Raw genomic sequence first — 22,117 nt, forward strand, 5'->3', positions numbered from 1 at the left:
TTGATTCTACTTGTACTATTTAGACAGGAGCTTGGTTGCTAACGGGGATGGTTACTTCACAGCGGTCCGCATCCGGTAGCTAACCGGTACCTGCAAGGTCCGGCCCTGGAAGAACTCCTCTACCTGTGCCGAGAATTCTGCGATGTCCTGCACAAGTGAGGCCGGGCTGAGCTTCAGGAGGGACTGGACGCCGCCCTGGCTGAGGGCCAGCCCGATATAGCGCTGTGCATCGCATGACTCCATATTGTGAAAAACAATCTCTCTCGCGTAAGTAAACCGTCCGCTGGCTTTGATCCGGTTCAAATGACCTTCCTTGTCCCATTTGCTGGCCTGGTCGGCACCGGGCTGAAGTTCCGCAAGCATGGCATCCGAAGCCGCAATCAGCCGGTTGTAACGGGCTTCAATAGCGGGCTGCAGCACCAGAGGCCAGTCACAGTCGTAGGCGGCAAAGACTCCGCCGGGTCGCAGACAACGGGCGATTTCTTGAAGAGTGCTGTCCGGGTCCATCCAGTGGAACGACTGGGAGCAGGTGATAATGTCCACACTCTCCGTATCGAAAGGAAGCTGGTTGGAGTAGCCCTGCACAAAAGACAGGTTATCCGCTCCGCTGCCGAGAAGACGGAGCTTGTCCTGAGCCTTGCCCAGCATATCCGGGTTTGGCTCCACTCCGGTCACTGCATTGGCGGCATCCTTCCACAGAAAGGTGGACAGGCCGGTGCCGCAGCCAATATCTGCAACATGGGAAGGACGGTGGCCCAGGTAACTGGTGAGCAGTTCAATCACCATCGGCGGCGCTTCCGGCCGGTAACGGTCGTAGTCATTTTGGTACCCCAAAAAACGGTCGATATTAGCCTTGCTGTTGCCTGAAGGAATCATAGGAATGGCCTCCTTGCTATAGGTAGCTAAATGTAGGATAAGTTAGTCATGCCTGCTGTTCAAAAGGAACGGGGGGTCATGAAGCTCCCCCCTGCTAACGCAAAAGCGCCGGATCAACCGCAGGCACAAGCCCTTCCGCAGCAGCCCGGTTCAGCAGTGCAGAGATGGCCGCATAGCCGTCCTCGCCAAGGCTCATCGTGAATTCATTGACGTAAAGATCAATATGCGATTTGGCCACTTCCGGCGATAGCTCCTGGGCGTGGCTTAGCACGTATTCCTGGCAGTCCAGAGGATGGTCCCAGGCATACTGGAGTGAGCTGCGAATCCAGCCGGTAATGGCTTCAGGGTCCAGATCGCGGCGGGCAATAATCGCACCAAGCGGAATAGGCAAGCCGGTATCGCTCTCCCACCAGCTCCCGAGGTCAGTCAGCAGGTTGAGATTGTAAGACGGGTAAGTGAAGCGGGCTTCGTGGATGACGAGTCCGGCATCGATCTCTCCCTTTTGCACGGCAGGCATGATCTCATCAAAAGGCATAACGACGATCTCGGCCGGACCGCCCTGCACCTGCTGTGCTACCCAAAGACGGAACAGCAGGTATGCCGTAGAGCGTTCGCTCGGGACGGCAATTCTGCGGCCGGACAGCTCGCGCGGATGTTTGATGGCGCCTGCGCCTTTGCGGGTTAGTACAAGCGGGCCGCAGCCCCGTCCCAGCGCACCGCCGCAAGGGAGCAGCTTGTACTTGTCCAGCACCCAGGGAAGGGCGGCGTAGGAAATCTTGAGCACTTCAGGCCCGGCGCCGTCTGCTGCAAGCCCGTTCGTAATATCGATATCGGCAAACATTACATCCAGCTGGGGTGCGCCGGGAATCAGGCCTTGCGCCCAGGCATGAAAGACAAAGGTATCGTTAGGACAAGGGGAATAAGCAATATGAAGCTCTTGTGTCATTACAGCACCTCCCGTAAAATAGCCGCCGCCGCTGCCAGAGCGTCCAGCGCTTCATTGATCTTCCACGCGGCCCGGTCGCGCGGGCCGACCGGGTTCGAGATCGCGCGCAGCTCCAGCGCCGCGATTCCCAGCGCCTGGGCGGCCACGGCGACCCCGTGGCCTTCCATCGCCTCCGCTGCCGCCTCCGGGTGGCGCGCGGCCAGAGCCGCGGCCGTCCCGGCGGTGCCGGTCGCGGTGGACACGGTAAGCACGGTGCCCGTGCTTACCGTGAGGCCGGCCGCTGCCAGCGCGGCCGCAAGGGCCTGTACCGTGCCGCCCGGCGCAGGCACGGACACGCTGCCGAAGCCGAGCTCGGCAGCGCTGCGGAAGCCCTCCGGCGTCTCTGCGCCGAGGGCCGCGTCCAGCATCTCGCTGGCGATGACCAGCGAGCCTACGGGTGCGCGTCCCGGGAAGCCGCCGCCGATCCCGGCGCTGACGACGCAGCCGTACGAGCCGGCTGCCAGGGCGGCGGCGGTGCCCGCCGCTGCCGCAGCGGGGCCGGCGCCCGCCGCGATGACGTCGAACCTGCGGCTGCCGGCGAGGCCGCGCAGGACCGCCTCGCGCTCAGCCGCGACTGCCGTCACGATCAGCACGCGCGGCGCGGGGGCTTCTTCCGCCGCAGCACTGCGCGCGGCGGCCCCGGAATGATGATGAGCCTTCGATTCCATAATCAGCCTCCTTTTGTAGCCTTGGTATAAGATTAGAATAGGATTCATTTGAAGTATTAGGAATACCCAATAAGTTGCTTGCTAAGAGCCGTCTGCTTCGGTGTATACTCACCTTTTGAAAGTCTACGCCGTTTTAGAGAACAGGTCAAATATGCGGAGCGGGAGATAGATGGATTTTCTCCACTTGCTGATGAACGAATAAACCCTGCTAAAACAGCAGCTGGATAAAAGGCACTTAATTAAGGATGATCCGCCCAAAGTGGCGAAATTCAGCTCTATTAGATGTAGATTTTCCACTTGCTTATTGCGGGAGTTGGAGGGGGTGATTGTTGCGCGGGTTGGGGGGGATTTACCCGCAGAGGTTAGCTTTTTTGTAAGAATTAGGCTTCACATGACCGCAGCATAGAGCGATCCTTCCTTGCGCCGGGCGGAATGAAAATTAATTCACCTCCCGCGCTTGACAGACTGCTTCCAATAACGTATATTTATCTTAACTTAAAGATAATTAACTTGAAGATAAATGCAGCCGGTCAGGAGGTGTACCAAATGAGCAGCAAGAATAAGACAGCAAGAACAGAGACAGATACTACGCTGGAGCAGGAGCAGGCAGCATCGCTTAAATTGTTCGTCGTTCTGTCGAAGGCGTACAAGAGCCTGATGGATCAGGCGGTGAAGGATATGAAGAGTCACGGGCTGGCCTCGGCGGAATTTATGGTGCTGGAGGTGCTGTATCATAGAAACCGGATTCCACTTCAGCAGATTGGCGAGAAGATTCTGGTCACCAGCGGCAGCATCACCTACAATATCGACAAGCTGGAGAAGCGGGGACTGCTGAAGCGCGTTCCTTGCGAGGATGACCGCCGTGTTACGTATGCCGAGATTACGGAGGCGGGACGGGAGCTGTTTGATGATATTTTCCCGCAGCATGTCGATTCTATTCACAGCCTGATGGGCGGACTGGACAGCGAAGAGAAGGCTCAGGCGACGCTGCTGCTGAAGAAGCTGGGCAAGGGAGTATAGAAGTGAGTCCGTAGCAGCCCAGCTGCGGTAAGGTTGTCTGCTTGTTAGCAAGCTGAACGAAAGAAGAGAATAATAGCTCAGCAATTTTATTAGCAAATATCTTAATGTTAAGATAATTAAAACCAAGAGAATGGAGAGTGTTTAAAATGGTTAGTGTAGGTTTATTGTTGATGAGATTGGTGATTGGTGTAGCGTTCATCGGGCATGGTGCACAGAAGCTGTTCGGCTGGTTCGGCGGATATGGACCTAAGGGAACAGGCGGCTGGATGGAGTCGATTGGTATCAAGCCGGGCGTGCGTATGGCGGTGCTGGCAGGTCTGATGGAGCTGGTCGGAGGCCTGCTGTTCACTCTGGGTCTGCTGACTCCGGTGGCTGCGGTGCTGATTGCGGCAACGATGCTCGGTGCCATTGTGAAGGTTCATGCTCCTAACGGATTCTGGTCCACAGCGAACGGGATTGAGTTTCCTTTAACGGTGCTGGTAGTCGCTGTAGGTATAGCGCTGACAGGCGCGGGTTCGATTTCACTAGACGCAATATTCTTCAATTAAAATAAGCGCATCATCATCACAACTATCAGGAGGGTTCACTCATGACTATGCATACTGCAGGGATTCATCATGTTACCGCTTTTGTTGGAGACGCTCAGCGTAATGCTGATTTCTATGCCGGAATTCTAGGCCTGCGGCTCGTCAAAAAAACCATCAATTTCGACGCCCCCGAGGTCTACCACCTCTACTTCGGCAATGAGCAGGGTGCGCCGGGTACGATCATCACATTCTTCCCTTGGGCTCATGGCCGCAAAGGCAGAATCGGCGGAGGACAGGTCGGTGTGACCACTTATGCTGTACCGGCCGGCTCCTTCGGATTCTGGGAGCAGCGGCTGGCCGCTTACCAGATTCCTGTGACTAAGGTTACCCGGATTGGCGAGTCGTATCTCTCTTTCGCGGATTTTGACGGACTGCGGATTGAACTGGTGGAGCGTGAAGAGGGTGCGCTGAGCACCTGGTCGTTTGGCGGCGTTCCGGTAGAGCATGCGGTTAAAGGCTTCGGGGGTGCTGTCCTCTACAGCACAGCCCCGGACCGGACAGCGGATACACTCTCCCGCACCCTGGGAATGGAGCGTATCGCTGAAGGGGACGGCTACATCCGCTACAGAGCTTCAGGCAATATCGGCAATATTATTGATCTGAAGGCCACTCCAGTTCCGCAGGGCGGCGGCGGTACAGGTACCGTTCACCATATTGCTTGGCGGGCCGCAGATGACAAAGAGCAGCTGGAGTGGGGACGCCGGGTTCAGAGTCACGGCTACCAGCCGACTCCGGTGCAGGACCGCCAGTACTTCAATGCCATCTACTTCCGGGAAGAAGGCGGAATTCTGTTCGAGATTGCAACCGATCCTCCGGGCTTTGCCCGTGATGAAGCACCGGAGGCGCTGGGGCAGAAGCTGATGCTTCCGGCTTGGTTTGAGCCGCAGCGTGCGGCGATTGAAGCGAACCTCAGCCCGTTTGAAATCCGTGAACTGGAGGTGAAGCCGGTATGATTCATGTATTTGAGCAAGGTACAGACGTAACCCAGCCAACACTGGTCTTATTCCACGGCACAGGCGGCAACGAGCGTGATCTGCTGCCGCTTGCAGAGCTGCTGGCACCCGGAGCATCTGTGCTGGGCATCCGCGGCAACGTACTGGAGAATGGCATGCCGCGTTACTTCCGGCGGCTGGCGGAGGGGATTTTCGATGAGGAGGATCTGATCTTCCGCACCCATGAGGTGAAGCAGTTTCTGGATGAAGCGGCTGCAAAATACGGCTTCGATGCTGATAACCTGGTAGCAGTCGGCTATTCTAACGGCGCGAATATTGCGGGCAGCCTGCTGTTCCACTACGGAGGAATCTTCCGGGCGGCAGTGCTGCTGCATCCGATGGTTCCGCTGCGCGGCCTGGCGATTCCTTCGCTGCAGGGGGTTCCGGTCTTTATCGGGGCAGGGACCAATGATCCGATTATCCGCTCCGAGGAGACCCGGGAGCTGGAAGCACTGTTAAGCGGTGCCGGGGCAGAGGTTACCTCGCACTGGGGCAATCAGGGGCACCGCCTGAGCGCCGCCGAGGCGGAGGCGGCAAGAGATTGGCTGGCCGCTCTTACCGATTCTGAGGAGTAACAACAGCACCACCTGAGATAACCGCCTGCGGGCCTGCCGATCACCGAGAGGATTGGCGGCTACGGCAGGCGGTTTTTTGTTGTTCCTGCCAAGCTGCCGCGCTTTCCCGCCCAACCAGAAATTCATTGAACATTCCAGCGGTAATCGGTAGTATGGAGAAATATATAAACGGACCTGAACATAAATGGCTCTGCCGTCTTACTAAAGGTTACGGGCAAGAAAGGATGTATCCTGTTCATGATGAAGCAAAATTCGGTGACAAGCCTGGCCGAGGGCGGGCCGTCCAGAAGCCAGCGGCTGCAGCTTGCCGTGATTCTGGGAGCCATCGCTACCATTGGTCCCCTGTCGATTGATATGTATCTGCCTGCCCTGCCTGCCCTTGGTCTCTATTTCGATACCAGTCCCGCCATGATTCAGCTTACCCTGACCTTCTTCCTGCTGGGACTGGCTTCGGGCCAGCTTGTGGCCGGACCGCTCAGTGATGTGCATGGGCGCCGGATTCCGCTGTTGTTCGGAATGATGATCTATGCGGTATCCTCGCTGCTCTGTGCGTTCAGCCCGTCCATCGGACTGCTGATTGTGCTGCGCTTCATTCAAGGCCTGGCCGGATCGGTAGGGGTGGTAATCTCCCGTGCGGCGGTCCGCGATATGTACAGCGGCTCGGAATTAACCAAGTTCTTCTCGCTGCTGATGATTGTCAACGGACTGGGTCCGATTGCAGCGCCGGTCATCGGGGGGCAACTGCTGAGAGTGACGGACTGGAAGGGGGTATTTATCGTCTTGTTCGTATGCGGGCTGCTCTTCGCGGCGGTCATCCTGTTGCGGCTGCCGGAGACTCTGCCTAAGGAACGGCGTATCCGCAGCGGGCTCAGAGGGACCCTGCGTACCTTCCGCATCCTGCTCGGCAATGCCGGATTCATGGGCTACGCGCTCTCCCAGGGCTTTGTTATGGCAGGCATGTTCGCTTATATCTCGGGATCATCCTTTGTTCTGCAGACGATTTATGGGGTATCCCCGCAAATGTACAGCCTGATTTTCGCCGTGAATGGCCTCGGCATTATTCTGACCGGGCAGATTGCCGGGCGGATGTCGGCCAGAGTGGGTGAGCGTAAGCTGCTGATCTGCGGCCTTCTGCTCAGTACCTCTGGAGGTATTCTGCTGCTGATTACCCTCCTCGCCGATGGCGGGCTGCTGCCGATCCTAATCTGTCTGTTCGCTGTGGTTGCAAGTGTAGGTCTTGTGGGTACGACCAGCTTCTCGCTGGCGATGCAGGATCAGGGGGAGACGGCTGGCAGCGCCTCTGCGCTTCTGGGTCTGCTTCCCTTGCTGCTGGGGAGCTGCGCGGCTCCGCTGGTCGGACTTGGCGGCAGTGGCTCGGCCCTGCCGATGGCGCTGGTCATCGCGGGAGCGGGCCTCCTGTCGGTTCTGTCCTATCTGCTGCTGTGCAGAAGAGAGGTCAAGCTGTGAGCCGCAAGGACTTTGCTACCCTGTTGCTGCTTGCTTTTGCCTGGGGGGCTTCCTTCCTGTTCATGCGGATTGCCTCGCCGGAGCTCGGTCCGGTCTTCACGACAGAGCTGCGCGTTACGATTGCCGGAGCTGCTCTGCTGCTCTATGCGCTGCTGACCCGGCGCAGGTTGGGCCTCCTGAAGCACTGGAGATCTTTCCTGCTGCTCGGTGCGGTTAACGCGGCGCTCCCGTTCACGCTGATCTGTATGGCCGAGCTGCACTTAAGCGCCTCGCTGGCGGCGATTCTGAATGCAACAACCCCGATGTTCGCGGCATTGGCGGCGTGGGGGACCCGGAAGGAGAAGCCGGGGGCGGCCAAATCAGCCGGGCTGATCATAGGCCTTGTAGGTGTGGGCGTGCTGGTCGGCTGGAGTCCGCTTCCGCTGACCGGCACGGTTCTTTTATCCGTTGGTTACTCTCTTGGAGCCGCGCTCTGCTATGCGTTCGGAGGATTATACGCATCACGCGTAGGCTCCGGTCTCACTCCGCTGGCGCTTGCTGCGGGACAACAGCTGGGTGCAAGTGTGGTGCTGCTGCCGCTGGCGGTGATTTTTGCCCCGGATCGTCTGCCTTCTTCCGCCGCTGTATATTCTGTCCTCGGCCTCTCGCTGATCTGCACCTCAGTGGCGTATCTGCTGTATTTCCGGCTGATTGCCAATATCGGCCCGGTCAAGACCGTCAGTGTTACCTTCCTCGTGCCTGTATTTGGCCTGTTGTGGGGCGTAATCTTCCTGCAGGAGCAGGTCTATGCCAATACCATCGCCGGGCTGGTCATCATCCTGCTGAGCGTTATGCTGGTGAACCGGAGGGCCAGGAAGGGTTGAAGGGATATTCAGCAAACTTTCAGCGCATTTTAACGTTCATTGTAGAGAAAAGGGATATATTGAAGAGGTGAAAGGAGGGACACCCATGAATGTCTCATCCGTTGCCGCTTCATCATCTGTATCTTATACATCCTCCAGCGCCAGCGATACCGCTGCACTTGAGAAGCAGAAGGCGAAGCTGGAAGCTGAGCTTGAGAAAGTAAGCGCAAGCAAGGACAGCGAGCAAGCCAAAGAAACCAAAACCAAGCAGCTAGAACAGCAGATCAAGCAAATTGAAGCACAAATTACCCAGAAGTCACAGGCTGCGGGCAGCTCCGCTTCTGCCCAGAGTGCTGCCGCGCCTCCGGACAAGCCTGCCGGTAACCATAAGCTGACAGCAGCATCCGTTCAGGAGATTGCTAACGCAACCACCGACAGCGCAGGGAGATTCGACATCCGAGTATAGCCTGAGCGAGAACAGCATGTCTCTGAAGGGAGCCGCCATTGCCATGGTGACAGGCTCTCCGTTAGGGGATGACAACCCTTGGTACGATGATAAAAACACCCGGACTAATCGCAGTCCGGGTGCTTTTAAAATATAGATGTATACGCTTCCCGCCATCACCGGATAAATATAAATCTGATGCAGGGACTTATCCTCCGCCCGCCGTCTAACTCTTATAGGCATGTGACCATTATACGGGAGTTCTGTTGCGGATCTTGTTATAATGGGTTCGTATGAAGAGGGCTGAATATGTTCAGGCAACAAGAGCGTTCGGCAGTGAGGACAGGTGAAGTCATGCATACTGTAATCAAAAATAAATTGGAACGCTTCAAGCTCGTACGGCTGCTGATATCCATCTACCGGATTAAGGCGGTGCGTGCGCTTTTTCCGCTGCTGATTATCGGTCTGGTCTATCTGGAGGGGCAGCATGAGCTGAAGCAAATTCATTTAGGCAAAATTATCCGTGATCTGAAATCCGTTCCCGTACCCTCTATTATGCAGATGCTGGGAATTTCGCTGCTGTCGGTGGCGGTCATGAGTACTTATGATTACTTGATCCGGCGGCATTTCCGCCTGCAGATCGGCTGGTTGCGGACCTTCCGTTATGCCTGGATCGCCAATACGTTCAATAATATGATTGGATTCGCCGGTCTGGCTGGCGCGGGCCTTAGAACGCTGCTCTATAAACGGAGCAGTGTGCCTGCATCCTTGCTCGCACCGGCCATTGTGTTCCTGTCACCGCTGATGATTACGGGGCTGTCGCTGCTTGGGTGGGGGACGATAACCGGACTTCTGCCGGCGGACCGGCTGCTGGAGGCGCATCGCTGGCTGGGTTTTGCAGTCTGGGGGATAGCACTGTATCTGCCGTTCTTTGTACTCCTCCAGCGCTCTGCGCTCTTCGCCAAATGGGTCAACCGGGGTGAGGGGAGAACCGCCTGGCTTACTGTGGTTGCTTCTGTGGGTGCCTCCTTCCTGGAGTGGGTGTTCGCCGGGCTGACCTTCTGGTTCATTGCCGGTGAGATGCTCGGAAGCGCTCCGTTTCTCACCGTCTTCAGTATCTATGTAGTGGCTGCGATAGCGGGAATTCTAAGTATGGCTCCCGGCGGCATCGGTGCGTTCGATCTGATTGCGCTGCTCGGGCTTACCCAGCTTGGCATCAAGAGCGACCATGCTATGGCAGTTCTGGTCATCTACAGATTATTCTATTATATTATCCCTTGGCTGCTCGGACTGGTGCTGGCTGCGCTGGAGTTCGGGCTGCCGGGTACGAAGGGCGCTGAACGCAGCGGCGACAGAGTGGAAGCCCCCCTGACGGTCTGGCAGAAAATATGGGGCTGGCCCGGTCAATATACCTTCCTCAGCGATCTGGGCGTATGGGCACTCGGCAAGCTGGTCTTGGCCAGCGGTCTGCTTCTGCTGCTGTCGGCAGCTACGCCTGAGCTGCTCTACAGGCTGAAGGTGACAGAGGAGCTCCTCTCGCTGCCAGTGATGCAGATCTCGCACCATCTGTCCGTGCTAATCGGCTTTATGCTGATTCTGCTGTCGCGGGGAATCTCCCTGCGTGTCCGCAGGGCTTATGTCTGGACGAGCCTGCTCCTATTGGGTGGGGCGGTATTTGCATTCACGAAGGGATTCGATTACGAGGAGGCTCTGTTCCTGCTGGTGGTGGCGATGATCCTCTGGATCTCACGAAGCCGGTTTTACCGGGTCAGCGTTCCGTTTAGCGCCAAAAGTACCTTATGGTGGCTGCTCCTGACTTCGGCTGTAGCCCTCAGCTATTACGGGCTGGCGAGTTATACCCATCACGGCTTCCTGAAGCATCTCCCGCCCGGCATCCAGCCGGAATGGCTGCGGCAGCACAGTAATGTGGCCGCCACGGCGGCCGGCGGACTGATTTTCTCTTGGCTGCTGCTGACGATGGTTGTAGCCCTCAGGCCGCAGCACAAGGCAGATATGCTTCTCGCGGATAAGGATATGGCGCGGCTGGAGCGCTTCCTCTCGGAGGGCTGGGGCAATACCTTAAGCCATATGCTGTTTCTTGGCGACAAAAGCTTCTATTGGGCCCAGGAAGGCAAGGTGCTGTTCGCCTTCGCCAGAGTCCGGGACAAGCTGGTGGTACTGGGTGATCCGCTTGGGCCGATGAATCTGCTTAATAACGGAATCAGTGAGTTCAGGCAGGCTGCTGATTTGTATGGACTATCTGTAGTCTTCTATCAGGCGACCCCGGCGCATCTTCCGCTCTATCATGAGCAGGGCTACCGGTTCTTCAAGCTGGGAGAAGAAGCGCTGGTTCCGCTGGCGGACTTCAGTATTAGCGGTTCGCGGAACGCCAGCCTGCGTAATGTGAAGGGGCGGTTCGAGCGCGAGGGCTACCGTTTCGAGATCACAGAGGCCCAGCATTCGAAGGAGCTGCTGCAGGAGCTTCGCCTGTTGTCAGAGGAATGGCTGGCCGGGCGCAGGGAGAAAGGCTACTCGCTGGGCTGGTTCAGCGAGCCGTACCTCCAGCTCGCACCGCTGGCGCTGCTGCGTGGAGCAGACGGCCATTTGCTGGCTTTTGCCTCCATGGCTCCTGGTTATGACGGGCAGAAGAAGGTCTCGGTGGATCTGATGCGCCATCACAAGGATACTCCGAACGGGACTATGGATTATCTGTTCCTGTGTCTGCTGGAATGGGCGAAAGCGCGCGGTTACAGAAGCTTCAATCTTGGGTCTGCCCCGCTGTCCAATGTCGGGGGCCGCTTTGGAGCGCTGCGGGAGGAGAAGCTCGCCCGGCTGGTTTTTGAGCGCGGAGGCCACTGGTATGGCTTCTCCGGTCTGCGCCGGTATAAGGAGAAGTTCAACCCGGTATGGGAGCCGCGTTATCTGGCCTACCCCGCTGCGGTGACTCTTCCTCTCCTGACTCTGGATCTGGTGAGGCTGGTCTCCAGGCATCCGGAGGAGGGGAAGTGAGGTGAATAGCCTACTGGCGATTGGCGAGTAAGCCTTGTAGTATACGGAAGGCCGGATAAGGCGATAAGAAGTCACGGAAAATTTTTGTTTTTCTGCAACTTTTTATATTCAAGCGTCATAAACAAGGATTCAAAAATCGCGTAACAGGAGGATTATTCTATGTTCAAGAAAGTATTGCTTATTTCTGTTTTGACTATGAGCATGCTGATTACCGCCGGTCCGGTGAATGCGAATCCCAAAGAGCAGCCGGTTAATGAGCAGACCGACGTGGTATGGGTTAGCGGAAATGCAGCGGCACTTGTGGATCATGTGAATAATAAAGCAGATATCGTTGACCTACATACAAACACTGCGACTACGATATCAGAGGACTCCAGCCGTATCCTGGACCTACAGGTGATGAGCAGTCCGCCGAAAATTGTGCTTCTTAAACAAGGCAAAGGCACTAAAATTTCGAAATCCGTATTCTCCTCTGATGGACGTCTCCTCAGCAAAACGGATATCCCGCTTAAAACGGCAGGGGACAAAGTAAAATGGGTAGCTCCAACCGGCAAAACCAATGAACGGATCATGGTCCAAGCGAGAAACAACTTCAGCCTGTATCAATATCCCTGGGCAAAGCCGAGTGTGACTTATAATGCCAAGTTTATTGACAAGGGATATGAAAATGTATCCGTAATGGATTGGGATTTTCAGGCATACCCGTATTTGGCCGTTAAGTATCAGGCACAAGGGATTATGAGCACGGACTATCTGGTGAAGCTGGTTAATTTGTATTCAAGAAATGAGACGGTAATCAAGGACTTCAATACAGACTTCTCCATTCATTCCAGCGGGAACTTCTATGCAGCTTACACTTCCTACACTTATCAGCCCGTACCGGGGAATGTAAGCCGTCCTTCAGCCGATGAGGCTCAGAAGGTCTTCCAGTTAATCAGCAAATCCACTAGCAAAGAAACGGCTTCTGTCAAACAGGTCTTCAAAGAGGATGGCGACATTTCCGGGTGGGTAACGGAAGTCATTAATGGTCAGGTGTTTGTGGGGGATCTGCAGGGGCGCTCATGGTCCCTATTCTCTCAGGGAGGCGCGGCGCTGCTGAAGAATCAGGAATGGCCGAAGAATGGCAACACGAAATTTCTGTACGCTAATATAAAGTCGAAAACAGCGTATTTCCTGGATTATTCATCTGGTGATATCTCGGTCATTGCGAGTACATTGAAGTAAATAAAGCTGCTGTGGCAGCAAAAAAGGTGCCGCCCTCTCCGATTGCTGGAGGGGGCGGCTTGCTTTTGATTAGGAGTGTGCGCAGAGTTGGGGGAAGTGCCCGTACGCATGCAGAATGAGTAAATGGTGTGCCAAAAGTGTACGCGAAAAACAGCATACAATGTGCTTGTATGCAGGCGCACGGGCCGAATGTATGCCAAAAACAGCATACAAAGTGCTGGCGTGCAGGCGCACGGGCCGAATGTATGTCAAAAACAGCATACAATGTGCTGCCGCGCAGGCAAACGGGCCGAATGTATACCAAAAACAGCATACAATGTGCTGCCGCGCAGGCAAACGGGCCAAATGTATGCCAAAAACAGCATACAATGTGCTGCCGCGAAGGAGAGTAAAACGAATTAAGGCCAATGGAACAAAAATCAGGGGCACTAGTGCCCCTGATTTCGCCGGATGCCCCACAAGTAGCGGATAGGTAAGAAGGGGTTAACTGTATTTGCTGCGCAGCCGTATAAGTTCTTACACTATCCATCCGCTAAGTTGATTTTGTTCGCTGAATCGTCCCGTACCCGCTCAGCGGATACGCGCTACCCACCACAGCATAGCTGCAACTGCCAGGATACCTAGCGCTGCCAGCGTATCACGCCTGCTCCAGCGGAGCTGATAGACGGGGGTCCGCTGCTTGGCGGGATCGTACCCCCGCGATTCTACGGCTGTCGCTAGCTCGTCGCCCATACCCAGGACAAGAATCAGCAGAGGCACGATGATTAGGGCAATCTGCCTCGGGGACCAACGGGCCACTCCGCGGGCGCGTCTTCCGCGTGAGCCCAGCGCAAGCTGCAGCTGGGCCAGCTTGCCGAGAATCCACGGCACGAATTGCAGGGTAACGGATACGGCAAGCGACCAGTTACGGGTGCGGATGCCCAGGGCCCGCAGCGGAGCGATGCCCCATTCCAGACCCTCGCGCAAGGGAGCTCCGGTGGTCGTCTCGGTGAACAGGAAGCCCAGGGCAATTAACAGCAGGAAGCGCAGCACGTTAACTCCCCCGCGCACGAGTCCTGCATAGCTGAAGCTGAGCGGCCCGAGTGCGAAGTCGGGAGAGCTCCAGCTAAGCCCGGACAGGAGCCAGAGGAACAGGAACATCAGCAGGAACGGGCGGAAGAAGCGGAAGGCCCGGCGCCAGGAGATGCTGGCCGAAGCCGCGAGCCCGGCCAGCAGCCCGGCGGTAAGCAGCAGCGGGAGCAGAGTGTTCATCCCTAACAGGACCAGCGAGCCGAGAATCATCCCCAGCCATTTGGCCCGGGGATCGAGTCCTTGCCAGCCGGGCCTGAGCGGGGTGTTCTGTTCTAGTCTTGGATTGCCAGGCCTGATTATCGTCTGAACCCTCTCTGTTCTGGAGGATCGAGGAGAATGATCTCGCTTCCTGGTGCCTTCTAAGCTGTATTCCGTACTGTGTTGTTCGCTGACTTTGGTATTCTGGTTGCCGGGTGGCATGGCGCTGCTGCGGGCAGAGGCGCCAGTGCCTGCTGGCCACCTGTCCGTCTGCGGCATAGGCAGCGGGTGCTTTTCCAGCCCTAACAGCAGCTCCTCCAGATTGTCCGGGACTGCTTCCAGCAGGCCATGCTGCACCGCTCTGCGTCCCATAGAAGCATAGACGGGGGGCGTGAGTCCGGCGTCTGCCAGTAGGCCGGGATCCGCAGTCAATGCCGGAGCAGGGCCGTTATAATGGATAGCACCCTGCTTCATCACGATGACCTTGTCGGCAACCGGCAGGAAGCTGTCCAGATCATGGGTGCCGATGATCAGGGTCAGGCCGCCGCTGCGAAGCTCCTGCACCATTTCGAGCAGTGCCTGCGCTGCCTGGGGGTCCAGCCCTGCGGTCGGCTCATCCAGAATCAGAAGCCCGGGCTGTACGGCCAGGGCACCCGCAATACATACGCGCCGCTTCTCGCCCCCGCTAAGCAGAAAGGGAGAGCGCCCGGCGAATTCATCGTAAGCCAGCCCGGTCTTCGCCAGGGCGCCCGCGATGATCTCCGTCCGCTTCTCCTTGGACACCTCGCGCTCCATCAGGCCGTATTCGATATCCTTATGTACCGTACCCGCGAACAGCTGGGTCTCCGGCTGCTGGAATACCATGGACACAGCTTCGGCAGTCTTGTAGTCCGTCTTCTTCCCGTGATCGTAAAGTATCTGCCCGGAGGAGGGCTGTGCAAGGTCCGCGAGCAGACGGAGCAGCGTAGACTTACCGCTCCCGTTCACCCCGCAGAGGACAGTGAGTGTACCTGTAGGGATATCCAGAGAGATATCCTGAACCGCTGGCCTGCCGCCTTCATAGCAGAAGGAAAGATGCTCCGTACGAATTCTCATAGCAGTTCCTCCAGATCCTGTCCGGTCAGCGGCAGCAGGTGAAGCGGCCAGCCCTGCTTCTGCAGCAGCTTCCCGACCCGGACGGCCGGAGAAGGAAGCCAGCCGAGGGTCTCCGGCAGCTCCGAGGTATAGAACAGGCTGCGCGGGCTGCCGTCATAGAGCAATTGCCCCTTGCCCAGCACCGCAATGCGCGGGCTTGCGGCCAGCTCCTCCATCCGCTGCGTGACCCAGAGGATGGTAGTCCCTGCCTGCCATAGCCCCTGGGCCAGCTCCAGAATATCCGATCTTCCCTCAGGGTCCAGCATCGAGGTAGCCTCATCGAAAATAATCATCTTAGCTTCCAGTGCCAGGCAGCAGCCAACCGCCAGACGCTGGCGCTCTCCGCCGGATAGTGTAGATACCTCTGCCTCCGCTTTATGGCTTAGTCCTACCTGCTGTAGAATCTCATGGATTCGTGCAATCATCCGCTCCCGTTCCAGTCCCCGGTTCTCCAGCCCGAAGGCGATATCCTCGAACGGGGTGGAGCCAACCGTCTGTGCTTCGGGATTCTGAAACACAAGCTGCACGTGCTGCTTAACAGCCATACGGTTCTCCGGCAGGCGCAGATCCAGTCCGGCCACGGACAGACTGCCGCCGGAGGGGGTGTTCAGTCCGTTGAAGGAGCGGATTAGCGAGGTTTTGCCGCAGCCGTTGGCCCCTGTCAGCGCTACCCATTCCCCAGGCCCTATATGAATGTTAATCCCTTGCAGTACCGTTCGGCGATGCTGCCCCTCCCGCACGGACAAGCTTATATTATGCGCCCTGATCATCCTCATGCCTGCTTTCCGTCCAGCTCTAGTCAACAATTGCTACCCATTATAACAAAGATTTCAGAATTGATGAATCTGGAGGGTGATGTTATAGTGATCCCAAGTGGAAACGGCTTTGCCATCCTTTTAAAGGATGGTACCGTTTCGGTGAGAAATAGAAGGATAATTTGTAGCGTGAAACATATAAATTCTTATATTTTTTAAAAAAGGGGGAACCTCCCGGCCATGAAGAAATGGACCACCCGCGGCCTGATATTCAGTGCCTTATTCGCCGCCGTCATGATAGCTCTGAGTTATTTGAAAATCTCGCTGCCCTTCTCCACGGTACCCATTACCATGCAGACCCTCGCGGTAATGCTGGCTGGTTCAATCCTTGGGGCCCGTTACGGGGCGCTTGCTGTACTGATCGTGATCGGACTCGCCGCTGCCGGATTCCAGGTGATGGGCGGAAGCGGAGGATTGGCGGTCCTGGTTGGCCCTACCGCAGGATATATTTTCTCCTGGCCGTTCGTGGCCTGGCTGATCGGCTTTTTCGCTGAACGCATTAAGCAGGACAAATACACCTTCGTGAAGCTGCTGGCCGCTAACTTTATCTTCGGGGCACTGTTAGTTTATCCGGGCGGTGTGGGGTGGCTGGCCTATTCCACAGGCATGGATTCACTCGCCAAGGCACTGACGGCAGGCATGTGGCCGTTTCTTCCGGGGGACCTGCTCAAAGCAGTCTTGTGTTCGGCTGTAGTAACGGCGGTATGGAAGGTATATCCGATCGAACGTATTCTGAACCATGACACAGGCGTCTGGGCTGACGGGGACAACACAACCACAACTCCTTAACCGCAAGCTGCTGACCAATAAGTGCAAATGCTAACTGCAAGCCGTGTCTTGCTCAGCATAAATAGGTGAATTCATAGCCCCTGTGGCGTGGATTCGCCTATTTCGCGTTGTTCACAATAGTAATTCTATAGGCATCCGTCAGATGTTGAACGTACTGTGGATAAAATGTGGATAACATTGTGGAAAAATCCCAGTGGTGGAGCTGAAACTGGGCTGGATGAGGAAAGGAGAGGAAAAAAACTATTGGTGGCGCTGAGTTTGGCCGGATGAGTGTCAAATGAGCCAATGAGTAACTTGTTTGCGTGTAAATAGAGTAATATATTTCTTTTGTGTATAATTTGTGGATAAAATGGGAAATTGGCTGCGAAAGCAGTGAAGTTGCAAAGTAATAGGTGGGTTCGGTAAAGTATGAAGCTTCGTTCGTAGCGAAAAAATGGGGATAAGTGTATTCTGTGCAACTAAAAACAGTGAGAAGGGTGGACTGCCTCTTCTAATTGTAGTCTATACAACTAAATTTGCCCGAATGGGCGAAAATCCAAGTATAGAGGCATTTTAATTGCAGGAAATACAACTAAACGGAGATTTAACGGGACATCCGGCGATTTAGTTGTACAAATTGCAATTAGCCCCCCCTTGCACCCTAATCGGGGCGCGGTAAACCTCAGCAAGCCATTATCTAAAGTAATTCTCACACGTTTAGATCTGATGAGCTCCTAATACCCTTGATCCATCCCGAGTCACTTCTCACCTATAAAAAAATGCCGTCCCCTAATAACAGGGACGGCATTAATCTTTACAAGCTCAATCCTCCGCGCAGGCATCGGCTGGCTTCGGCTCGGGCAGCGCCCAGACGGAGACGCTTCCGCCATTCACCGGGAAAACGGCCCAGCCGTCTTCGCCGATGGTGACGGACTCCCCGCGGTTATGGGTGAAGTCCTCCCATACCTCTCCGCTGCGCGCTTCGCCCACGAACATCCGCTTCTCTCCGTTGTCTCCGTTGGAGATGACTACAGCGCAGCCGGAGCCTTCGATCTCCTGAACGCCGCGCCGGACCCAGCCGATAGTGTTCGGATGGTCGAAGTAATCGTCCTGATCACCGTAAGCTTTGGTGTAGCGAGCACAGAGCAGAGGATCGATGGCGTCCTTCTTGCCTTCCATCGGCGCAGGGCCGCCGATGCCGTAATAATCCCCGTAGAAGACAACGGGATATCCGTCGCGCCGCAGCAGAATCAGGGCGTAGGCGCTTTGCTTGAACCAGTCGCCCACCCAGGATTCCAGAGCCTCATGAGGCTGGGAATCGTGATTGTCGACGAAGGTGACGGCATTCGCGGGGTGCGTCTGTACGAGCGTATCATCGAAGATATGCGTCAGGTCGAAATCCCGGCCTGCCAGTGCGGCGGAGTACAGCTTGTAATGAAGAGAGACATCGAACAGATCGATCTGGTAATCGACAGTGTTCAGGAATTCGCGGCAGGCCTCCAGATTGGAGTTCCAGAATTCACCGACGATGTAGAAGTCCTCGCCGCGCTTCTTTTTCATCTCCATGGCGAATTCCTTGATGAACTCATGGTTGATATGCTTGATCGCATCCAGGCGGTACCCGCTGCATTGCAGGGTGTCAACCAGCCACTTGCCCCAGTTCAGCATCTCATTCTTCACATCGTCATTGCTGTAATCAATGTTGGCGAACATCAGATAGTCGTAGTTGCCGAATTCATCATCCACATTCTGATTCCAGCCTTTACTCGTGCCGTCAATCCGGAATACGCCGTTGCGGCCTTCCTTGGCATCGAAATCGGTTCCGTTGAAGTGGGTGTGATTCCACTTGAAGCTGGAGTATTCCTCGCCGCGTCCCGGGAAATCGAATTTGGTCCAGCCTTCAATCTCGAACGGCTCGGAGATATCCTTGTTGCGGTCGTTCGGGTCCACCTCAATAACCTCGAAGACCTCGGTCTCATCCGCTCCGGCTTTATGGTTCATGACCAGATCCACGTAGACCGCAATGCCGTTCTTCAGGCACTCGGCAATCGCGTCGATTAACTCCTGCTTGGTTCCATACTTCGTGCGCACATCACCCTTTTGATCGAATTCACCGAGGTCATACAGATCGTAGACTCCATAACCGGTATCTTCGGGCGAGACGGCCTTGGTAACGGGGGGGACCCATACCGAATCAATGCCCGCCGCCTTCAGTTCCGGGGCCATCTGGGCAAGGCGTTTCCAGTGTTCTCCGTCCGCCGCGACATGCCATTCAAAAAATTGCATCATAGTATGATTTCTCTTCATAATTCTTTGGCCTCCTCTACAAATATAAGACGAATGGGACGGTGATCAAATGCTTCAGCAGGGAGTAGAAGAGATTTATGTAGACCTCTGTACATCAGTTGAATAAGTCCAGTTGGCGCGGGGCCAGCCCGCCGTCGATCCCAAGCAGCGATTGCAGCTCTTGGGCATTAGGAGTGGCATCCCCGGCAGAATTATTATTAAATACCACGTAAATATTCTTACAGGTCTGTTCAAGCTCCAGCAGCCGGTCCCGCCACTGCGTTAACTCTTCGGTGCTGTAACGGTACAGATAGCGAAGCTTGCGCCAGTCTGGGTGACTGCTCTGATTCCAGCCTGCGGTGTTGCGCCCGTGCAGCCTTACGTAGGTGAGGTCCGGCCGGGTGGCGACAGGGACAATCGGGATGGAGCCGGAACCTGCCTGCGGCTCGTCGGCTATCGTATGAATCCAGCCTTCCTGCTCCAGGAACCCGAGGGTCCGCTCACGCATCTCAGGGCTGTACCAGGAATCATTACGGAATTCGATGGCAGCGGGTACATCCAATAGCCGCTCCTTCGCTTCGCGCAGGAAATCCACATTGTCCTTGGTGCAGTCGAACCAGGGCGGGAATTGAAACAGCGCCATCGCCAGCTTGCCCGCTGAGCGGACAGGGGCGATAGAGGTATGGAAGGCCCGGTACATCTCCTCCGGCGTATCGTAGTAATTCTTTTTCCCCCGCAGATGTCCGGTCATTCCCTGATAAGCCTTCACAATGAACTGGAACGCCTCCGGCGTCTGGTTGACCCATTTCTCGTAATTTCGGACCGGCTGAACCGCGTAGAAGGAGCTGTCAATTTCCACAATGGGAAAATGGGCGCTGTAGGCGGGCAGGCGGTCGGCAGGTTTGATTTTGCCGTACAGCTCCTCATGGTCTCCGAAGCCGGTCAGCCCGATCTTGATCATAGAACCCCCTCCATGTCGCATGAACCTGAATTCTGCCGAACGGATCGGCTAACTCTTATTAAACTGAAAACCCGCCTATGCAAACAACAGGAGAACAGGAATGACGGAAATCAGTGCAGGGACAGGAAAGAACTGGAGAAAAAGGGGCTATGGAAGCTGGTATCACCAAAAGAGCAGGCGGATATACCCGGCGGGTGCCATTTATTCAAATATAAGAATTTTTGTTTCACGCTATAAATTATCCTCCTATTTCTCGCTGAAACGGTACCGTCCTTTGAAAGGACGGCGAAGCCGTTTCTACTTGTTATGCAGAGGGAAAGCGTGAGGTGACGCGCGGGGCAGGAAAAGATGGGCTTCTCCTCCATCACATGGGCTTGAAGCGGGTGATGGAGGAGACGCCATACAGATGAACGCTATTGCGGCCGTTACGCTTGGAGGAGTAGAGGGCATGGTCTGCTTCCGAGAGCAGCTCCTCCAGTGAGATCGAACGGCGGAAGGCTTCAGTCACGCCGAAGCTGGCTGTGATTTTAATTGTTCCTGTGATGGTGGAAAAGGTGCTCTGCTCGATGTCCCTGCGGATACGCTCAGAGATCAGGGCTGCTTCCTTCAAGGGGGCTCCCGGCAGACTTAAGACGAACTCCTCCCCTCCGTACCGTCCGAAGATATCTCCCTCCCGTACATGCTGGCGGCATACGCTTACTACATGCTGTAAGGCCATATCCCCGTGATGGTGCCCGTAGCGGTCGTTAATGCTCTTGAAGAAATCGATATCCAGCAGGATGACCGAGAAGGGGGCGGCGGAGCCGGCAGCTTCCTGCAGCCGTTGCCGGCTCAGCTCCATGAAGTGGGTCCGGTTGTAGATGCCGGTCAGGCTGTCGATGGTGGCAAGCTGCAGCAGCTTGTCCTGGAGCAGGGTGCGTTCGGTAACATCAATCAGCATGATCATCCGCCCGGCAAGATGGCCGTCATGCTTCTGGACCGGAGAGGAACGGACCTGATAATAGCAGACTTCTCCGCCGGAATGCCATACCAGCTCCTGCTCCTCGCAGATCTGCGGATTGGAATTCATTACATAATCGACAGCTTCCTTGCCGGCAGGCAGGAAGAGCTGGGCCAGCGGGCGGCCGATGGCGGAGGCATCCAGATCCTCAAGCATCTCGGCAGCGGCCCGGTTATAATCCACCAGCTTGTCGGAGAGGTCCATGACCAGTACGCCGTCGCGCATGCTCTCGAACAGATTCTCGCGGGCAATCGGTGCGGCAGTCAGCATCCCTCTGGACAGAATGGCCCATATGTACAGGGACGAGGTTACGCTCATCACAACGGGTACAGGGTCTGTTCCGTATGGAGTCAGGTCCATCAGATAGAGGAAGGCTCCCAGCGCAGGCAGGAATTGTCCGACAAAAATAATCAGCATCTGCCGCAGATAAGCCCGCCGCATCCGCCCCCAGCGCCAGAGGATCAGGCACATACCGGCCAGCATACAGCCGAAGGTCAGACTGCCCTGCACGATATACCAGGGTCCCATGACGATATCCACCAGAGGTGCAGGCGCGCCTTCCCGGAAGTATATAGCCTTATAGAACAGGTGATGGGAGTCGTTGGTCCAGACAAGCACCGTGGAGATCACGGGGACGGAGTAGAGGAGGACCAGCAGTTTTCGGGAGACTAGCTTCTCTAAGCCCACGAAGTGCATGATCATCAGCAGACTGGAGGGCGCGATGTACGGCATTCCGAGATACTCCAGCTTGATCCAGAACTTAATCTGTTCCATCGAGTTCCCCGAGAGCTCGAGCGCGAAGGCGAATGTGTACACCGCCGAGGCGGCGGAGCTGACGATGAATGCGCGCAGGCCCGAGAAGTCAGTCTTCCTGTAAAAAGCAAACAGGGCGAGCAAGGCGTTCAGCACACCGGAGATCGAAACGATAATAATGTAGTTGGAAATCAGAGATGCCATGGGGAGCGCCTCCATGAATTGGGATAAGCATTGGACATTGTGAATAGTCTCCTGGACACAAAATGAAATGCAATGGCAAAGCCGTTTCCACTTATAGTTACTTACTATTTTTATCGGCAATCAGCTCTATTATTTACACTGTAAGCGGCTCCCTAGACAAAGTGACGGAATTTCACAGTCTCAATGTTACGCTTTGTCTAATGTGGGATTCGCAGGCAACGTGTAACATGTTAATTA

18 protein-coding genes are annotated in these 22,117 nt (G+C 55.8%); 10 read left to right on the forward strand and 8 right to left on the reverse strand.

The features are described from left to right. Positions 1-51 precede the first annotated feature (51 nt). The 3 genes from MKY64_RS29365 to MKY64_RS29375 all read right to left on the reverse strand — a co-directional run bounded on the left by MKY64_RS29365 (position 52) and on the right by MKY64_RS29375 (position 2,529). Positions 52-876: a class I SAM-dependent methyltransferase gene (locus MKY64_RS29365; RefSeq protein ID WP_340957401.1), complete on the reverse strand. Its 825-nt coding sequence runs from the start codon at positions 874-876 to the stop codon at positions 52-54. 94 nt (positions 877-970) lie between these two features. Then, a complete protein-coding gene (locus MKY64_RS29370; protein WP_340957402.1) occupies positions 971-1,822 on the reverse strand; it encodes a 1,4-dihydroxy-6-naphthoate synthase in 852 nt (283 codons plus the stop codon). After that, entirely contained in the window at positions 1,822-2,529 is a 708-nt protein-coding gene (locus MKY64_RS29375) for a futalosine hydrolase (RefSeq protein WP_340957403.1), read from the reverse strand. Before MKY64_RS29375 ends, MKY64_RS29370 begins: the two co-directional genes overlap by 1 nt. Before the next feature lie 546 nt (positions 2,530-3,075). Here MKY64_RS29375 and MKY64_RS29380 point away from each other — a divergent pair. The 9 genes from MKY64_RS29380 to MKY64_RS29420 all read left to right on the forward strand — a co-directional run bounded on the left by MKY64_RS29380 (position 3,076) and on the right by MKY64_RS29420 (position 12,690). Continuing rightward, a complete protein-coding gene (locus MKY64_RS29380; protein WP_036728164.1) occupies positions 3,076-3,549 on the forward strand; it encodes a MarR family winged helix-turn-helix transcriptional regulator in 474 nt (157 codons plus the stop codon). Positions 3,550-3,695: 146 nt separating this feature from the next. Continuing rightward, on the forward strand, positions 3,696-4,097 hold the full coding sequence (locus MKY64_RS29385; RefSeq protein WP_036728167.1) for a DoxX family protein: 402 nt from the start codon (positions 3,696-3,698) through the stop codon (positions 4,095-4,097). Positions 4,098-4,138: 41 nt separating this feature from the next. Beyond that, the gene (locus MKY64_RS29390; RefSeq protein WP_155991603.1) at positions 4,139-5,089 is read left to right on the forward strand and encodes a ring-cleaving dioxygenase; all 951 of its coding nucleotides are present in this window, start codon (positions 4,139-4,141) and stop codon (positions 5,087-5,089) included. Further along, a complete protein-coding gene (locus MKY64_RS29395; RefSeq protein ID WP_036728168.1) occupies positions 5,086-5,703 on the forward strand; it encodes an alpha/beta hydrolase in 618 nt (205 codons plus the stop codon). The genes MKY64_RS29390 and MKY64_RS29395 overlap by 4 nt, the downstream gene beginning before the upstream one ends. 237 nt (positions 5,704-5,940) lie before the next feature. After that, on the forward strand, positions 5,941-7,170 hold the full coding sequence (locus MKY64_RS29400) for a multidrug effflux MFS transporter (protein WP_442792666.1): 1,230 nt from the start codon (positions 5,941-5,943) through the stop codon (positions 7,168-7,170). Further along, positions 7,167-8,033 (forward strand): DMT family transporter, encoded by an 867-nt coding sequence (locus MKY64_RS29405; protein ID WP_340957407.1) that lies wholly within the window; start codon positions 7,167-7,169, stop codon positions 8,031-8,033. The genes MKY64_RS29400 and MKY64_RS29405 overlap by 4 nt, the downstream gene beginning before the upstream one ends. Before the next feature lie 85 nt (positions 8,034-8,118). After that, a complete protein-coding gene (locus tag MKY64_RS29410) occupies positions 8,119-8,478 on the forward strand; it encodes a FlxA-like family protein (protein ID WP_036728173.1) in 360 nt (119 codons plus the stop codon). 333 nt (positions 8,479-8,811) lie between these two features. Beyond that, positions 8,812-11,466 (forward strand): bifunctional lysylphosphatidylglycerol flippase/synthetase MprF, encoded by a 2,655-nt coding sequence (gene mprF / locus MKY64_RS29415; RefSeq protein WP_340958196.1) that lies wholly within the window; start codon positions 8,812-8,814, stop codon positions 11,464-11,466. A gap of 159 nt (positions 11,467-11,625) precedes the next feature. Next, a complete protein-coding gene (locus MKY64_RS29420; protein WP_340957411.1) occupies positions 11,626-12,690 on the forward strand; it encodes a hypothetical protein in 1,065 nt (354 codons plus the stop codon). 570 nt (positions 12,691-13,260) lie between these two features. Here the strand turns inward: MKY64_RS29420 and MKY64_RS29425 are convergent. Both MKY64_RS29425 and MKY64_RS29430 read right to left on the reverse strand, forming a co-directional pair. Continuing rightward, positions 13,261-15,054, reverse strand: coding sequence for an ATP-binding cassette domain-containing protein (locus MKY64_RS29425; RefSeq protein WP_340957413.1), 1,794 nt, complete (start codon positions 15,052-15,054; stop codon positions 13,261-13,263). After that, positions 15,051-15,863 carry an ATP-binding cassette domain-containing protein gene (locus MKY64_RS29430; protein WP_340957415.1) on the reverse strand — a complete coding sequence of 271 codons (813 nt, stop codon included), beginning with the start codon at positions 15,861-15,863 and terminating at the stop codon, positions 15,051-15,053. The genes MKY64_RS29425 and MKY64_RS29430 overlap by 4 nt, the downstream gene beginning before the upstream one ends. A gap of 225 nt (positions 15,864-16,088) precedes the next feature. Here MKY64_RS29430 and MKY64_RS29435 point away from each other — a divergent pair, with 225 nt between their 5' ends. Beyond that, the gene (locus MKY64_RS29435) at positions 16,089-16,697 is read left to right on the forward strand and encodes a biotin transporter BioY (protein WP_340957417.1); all 609 of its coding nucleotides are present in this window, start codon (positions 16,089-16,091) and stop codon (positions 16,695-16,697) included. 801 nt (positions 16,698-17,498) lie between these two features. On the opposite strand, the gene MKY64_RS29440 is transcribed toward MKY64_RS29435, so the two are convergent. From MKY64_RS29440 to MKY64_RS29450, 3 genes are all read right to left on the reverse strand, one after another. Then, positions 17,499-18,983, reverse strand: a complete 1,485-nt coding sequence (locus tag MKY64_RS29440) for an alpha-amylase (RefSeq protein ID WP_339252054.1) — start codon at positions 18,981-18,983, stop codon at positions 17,499-17,501. Between the two features lie 94 nt (positions 18,984-19,077). Continuing rightward, the gene (locus MKY64_RS29445) at positions 19,078-19,923 is read right to left on the reverse strand and encodes a DUF72 domain-containing protein (protein ID WP_340957421.1); all 846 of its coding nucleotides are present in this window, start codon (positions 19,921-19,923) and stop codon (positions 19,078-19,080) included. 364 nt (positions 19,924-20,287) lie between these two features. Next, entirely contained in the window at positions 20,288-21,880 is a 1,593-nt protein-coding gene (locus MKY64_RS29450) for a histidine kinase N-terminal 7TM domain-containing diguanylate cyclase (RefSeq protein WP_340957422.1), read from the reverse strand. Positions 21,881-22,117: the final 237 nt, after the last annotated feature.

The sequence above is a fragment of the Paenibacillus sp. FSL R7-0210 genome (assembly GCF_038009085.1).
Lineage (GTDB): Bacteria > Bacillota > Bacilli > Paenibacillales > Paenibacillaceae > Paenibacillus_AQ > Paenibacillus_AQ silagei.